The sequence below is a fragment of the Microcystis sp. M090S1 genome (genome assembly GCF_020246295.1).
GTDB lineage: Bacteria > Cyanobacteriota > Cyanobacteriia > Cyanobacteriales > Microcystaceae > Microcystis > Microcystis aeruginosa.
Map to the genome: position 1 here is coordinate 1 of NZ_JADBTF010000493.1, position 4,445 is coordinate 4,445.

At 37.4% G+C, this 4,445-nt stretch carries 5 protein-coding genes; 4 read left to right on the plus strand and 1 reads right to left on the minus strand.

Annotation, left to right across the window (positions count from 1 at the left end; translation table 11 throughout):
• Positions 1-342 precede the first annotated feature (342 nt).
• Positions 343-954, minus strand: a complete 612-nt coding sequence (locus tag IM477_RS21695) for a calcium-binding protein (RefSeq protein ID WP_287733421.1) — start codon at positions 952-954, stop codon at positions 343-345.
• Between the two features lie 262 nt (positions 955-1,216).
• Between IM477_RS21695 and IM477_RS21700 the strand changes: the two genes are divergently transcribed.
• From IM477_RS21700 to IM477_RS21715, 4 genes are all read left to right on the plus strand, one after another.
• On the plus strand, positions 1,217-2,251 hold the full coding sequence (locus tag IM477_RS21700; RefSeq protein ID WP_287733422.1) for a hypothetical protein: 1,035 nt from the start codon (positions 1,217-1,219) through the stop codon (positions 2,249-2,251).
• Between the two features lie 124 nt (positions 2,252-2,375).
• Positions 2,376-2,636 (plus strand): hypothetical protein, encoded by a 261-nt coding sequence (locus tag IM477_RS21705; protein ID WP_002758926.1) that lies wholly within the window; start codon positions 2,376-2,378, stop codon positions 2,634-2,636.
• Positions 2,623-3,033, plus strand: coding sequence for a type II toxin-antitoxin system VapC family toxin (locus IM477_RS21710; protein ID WP_012264691.1), 411 nt, complete (start codon positions 2,623-2,625; stop codon positions 3,031-3,033). Before IM477_RS21705 ends, IM477_RS21710 begins: the two co-directional genes overlap by 14 nt.
• 194 nt (positions 3,034-3,227) lie before the next feature.
• A partial coding sequence (locus IM477_RS21715) for a tetratricopeptide repeat protein (protein WP_287733423.1) occupies positions 3,228-4,445 on the plus strand: 1,218 nt, incomplete at its 3' end.

Below are 4,445 nucleotides of genomic sequence, written 5' to 3' on the forward strand. Positions count from 1 at the left end.
AATGAGCATAAATACTTAGTGGAAAAATAGGCTTTTCGAGGGTAATTCTTGTTTTAATTCTCCATGTACGCAGTCTTTAAAAGCCTCTATTTCGTTCCAAGACACGATTAAGAGTGGCTTTTAGGCTAAGTATAATTACTTATCGCGTAAGTGAGATGCTCCCTATTTGGGGTTGCAGGGATTGAACATTTTTGTTGCTCCTCAAAAATTAATTCTTTTTTTTGTTGTTCGTTATCTTTTGTTCCTTGAGAACAAGGTTCATGCTTTTAGTTTGATCAGTGAGCAAAAATTGCCCAGTCGTCTGGAACAGGCGAACCAAAAGATTCGCCCGCCCACTCCCAATTAAATAAGCTGAACATCTAAAGAGACAGCAAACCCTGCGGGGCGATTTTCAATGGTTGCGAATTGTTGCCCAAGAAAACTTAACCCACCTGTTAAGCTATTGTAGTTAAATTGGCTAAGGCTACTAGCATTAAATCCGAACTTACTGATCTGGATGACATCGCCCTCTATCCACTGAAAATCCTTGATTACGTCAACTCCTTCTAGAAGAGAACCGAAAAAAAAGGCATCGGCACCAGTGCCGCCAGTGAGGATATCATTGCCATAGCCGCCATAGACAAAGTCATTCCCAGCGCCTCCTAATAGAACATCGTTGTCGGCTCCGCCAAAGAGATAATCAGTGTTGTTTCCGCCTGATAAAGTGTCAGCACCTGCTTCGCCAATGAGCAAGTCACTACCGTTTCCGCCGAAGACATTGTCATTTCCAGCGCCGCCGAAGAGGTCATCTGCACCATCTCCACCATCAATGTAGTCGTTGCCTATTCCACCGTCGATGTAGTCGTTGCCTCCTTGGCCGTAAATGCTATCATTCCCTTCATTCCCGTAAAGGGTGTCATTACCGAAACTGCCGAACAAGAAGTCATTGTAAATTGTACCGTTGTAAACTGGCATTAGCTGTCAACTCCTGTGAATTAATTAGTTGATGATTCAAGTCAAACATTCAGAGCAAATAACATTCAATAGATACTGAATAACAAATTGGTATCAGCCAACAACTCTAAATAACTCTAAATAGCTCTAAATAACCGTACATAACTTTTAATAACAATTAATAACAGTGCTTTCTCTTTCTCATCAAAATATTGACAAATCAGAGGAAATGATGTAATCTTTAAATATCTCCATTAATTTTTTGATTATTTTTGAACTAAAAATGGTTGGCATTCCTGACACGATAGGAACTAAAGATAAAGACCTATTGCAAAAAGCATTTCTAAACCGGATCTTGCAAAATACTGGTTTGATAAAAAATCAAGATCATAGTTGTTTATTTCAACTTCTATATCATCCCAACAATCAAGATAAAAAAAGAAGTGAAATTGTCGAAATAATGAAAGAGAAGCATAATCTTCATTATACGGAAGCAACTATTAATGAATATGCGAAAAGAATTAGGAGAATAATGGTAGATGTGTTTAAACAAGCGATGATAGACGATGGATTAGAATTAAGTGTCAATTTAATTACTACTAAATATGAGAAGAAAGGAAAACCTCAGAATTCAATTGAACCTCATCAAGTGACTTATCAATGGTTATGGGAGAAAAAATTTCCTCGGATGGGTTGGGAATTAGCAAAAGAAGTTGCTGCACCTGCTTGTAATAAGTTAACGATGCTGGATATTAATGAAAATTTTGAGGGAGAAAAATCCCCTAATGGAGGAGCCTCAAACGGGAGTTCAAAAAGGGGTCTAGTTATGAATGGTACTGTAATTAAGCCAGAGCCAGATAAGGGTAATTATATTTATCTTAACAAGCCCCATTATTTATGGGTTAATTTACCTGACAATGGTAAATATTTATTGTTAATTAATGAGACGGTAGAAGGAAATTTTTATCTCTTTAGTCCTTCAAGAGCATTTGCCTATATTCCTTATACTAAGCTGTCAGAAGGACTTCGTTTACCCCCGTCTGAAGGACTAGCTCGATTTTTCCAATATGATGCAGTAGGAGATGAATATTTTCTGGCAATTGTCACAGAGCAACCCATTGATTTATCTTGGGTTAATGGGGAATCTGACCCTACAGATATTATCTTAAATCAAAAGCGTCTTGAGGAGATATTTATTAAATTGGGTCAACAGGGTAATAGTGAAGTGTTTTATAAGCGGTTTAAGGTGGTAGAACAAACAATTAATTACTCTGATCAATCAGCAACAATAATTAACAACAAAAACTTAGTTTATTAAAGGAAGATAGTAACATCAATCAATCCATCATTAACCAGATACAACAGTATAACCAGATCGCATCATGCCAGCGATCGCCCTTGCCCATTGTCAACAGTAATTGCCCATAAAATAGGAAAAAACAATGCAAATTTCTATTCAACTAGACGATGAACACGCTCAAAAACTAGCCTATATTCAACAAACCACCCAAGAAAATACTTTAGAAACCATTCAACAAGCCATTGAACTACGCTATCAACAACTCCAAGAAAAAACACACGATCCCCTAGCTAAATTAAAACAAAGTTCCTTTATCGGTAGCTTTGAAGCAGAGGCTGACTTTGCCGAAAACTCAGAAAATATTTTGCATTCACTCCTATCAGAAAAAAATGATCATTGCTGATACAGGATTCTTTCTCGCTCTTGGTAATCGAAAAGACAAAGATCACTCGTTAGCCATTCAAACTATTTATAGTCAAAATGAAGCCTTAATTACCACCTATCCTGTTATCACCGAAACCTGTTATTTACTCTTAGCCAGAATAGGTAATCAGGCGCAAATCAACTTTTTGCAGGGATTGGTTAACGATAACTTTGAAATATTTCATTTACAAAATCATCATATTGAACGAATGATTGAATTAATGGATCGTTACGCTAACTTACCGATGGATATGGCAGACGCTTCTTTGATTGTATTAGCAGAGCATCTAGGACATGGAAGAATATTAACTGTTGATCGTCGAGATTTCAGTATCTATCGTTGGAACAATACGGAGGTTTTTAACAACTTATTGTAGGAGATATTTATTCAGGGTAATCAGGGTAATAGTGAGGTGTTTTATAAGCGGTTTAAGGTGGTAGAAAAACCCATTAATCACTCTGATCAATCAGCAACAATAATCAGCAACAAAAACTTAGTTTATTAAAGGAAGATAGTAACATCAATCAATCCATAATTAACCAGATACAACAGTATAACCAAACCATAGGAATGCTATATCAGCAGGGGCAATATGAGCAAGGGATTATCTTCGCTCAAAAAACCTGTGATTTAGCCAAAAGTTACTCACTAACTAATGAGCCTATTTATGCTTATTCTTTGAATCTTTTAGCCATATTATATAAGTCAATGGGACGGTATGAGCAAGCTTTACCTCTCTCTCAACAAGTTCTCGAAATTGTTGGTAAAAGTTTAGGTACTGACCACCCTGAATATGCTAATTGTCTGAATAACTTAGCCCTATTATATGAGTCAATGGGACAGTATGAGCAAGCTTTACCTCTTCATCAACAAGCTCTGGAAATTAGTGGTAAAATTCTAGGTACTGAACACCATGACTATGCTGGTTCTCTGAATAACTTAGCCGGATTATATAAGTCAATGGGACAGTATGAGCAAGCTTTACCTCTCCATCAACAAGCTCTCAAAATTATTGGTAAAAGTTTAGGTACTGACCACCCTGACTATGCTACTTGTCTGAATAACTTATCCGTATTACATAAGTCAATGGGACAGTATGAGCAAGCTTTACCTCTCTCTCTACAAGCTCTCGAAATTCGTAGTAAAAGTTTAGGTACTGACCACCCTAACTATGCTAGTTCTCTGAATAATTTAGCCGTATTATATGGGTCAATGGGACAGTATGAGCAAGCTTTACCTCTCTATCAACAAGCTCTCGCAATTCGTGGTAAAAGTTTAGGTACTAACCACCCCGACTATGCTGATTCTCTGAATAATTTAGCCGTATTATATGGGTCAATGGGACAGTATGAGCAAGCTTTACCTCTCTATCAACAAGCTCTCGCAATTCGTGGTAAAAGTTTAGGTACTGACCACCCCGACTATGCTGATTCTCTGAATAATTTAGCCGTATTATATCAGTCAATGGGACAGTATGAGCAAGCTTTACCTCTCTCTCTACAAGCTCTCGAAATTCGTAGTAAAATTCTAGGTACTGACCATCCTGACTATGCTGGTTCTCTGAATAACTTAGGCGGATTATATCGGTCAATGGGACAGTATGAGCAAGCTTTACCTCTCTCTCTACAAGCTCTCGCAATTCGTGGTAAAAGTTTAGGTACTGACCACCCTGGCTATGCCACTTCTCTGAATAACTTAGGCGGATTATATCTGGACTTCCCCCGTATAAACATACTAGCTATGGCTAAAAGTCTTATAGAGCCTGAGTTAAAGCCATATAATACTAAT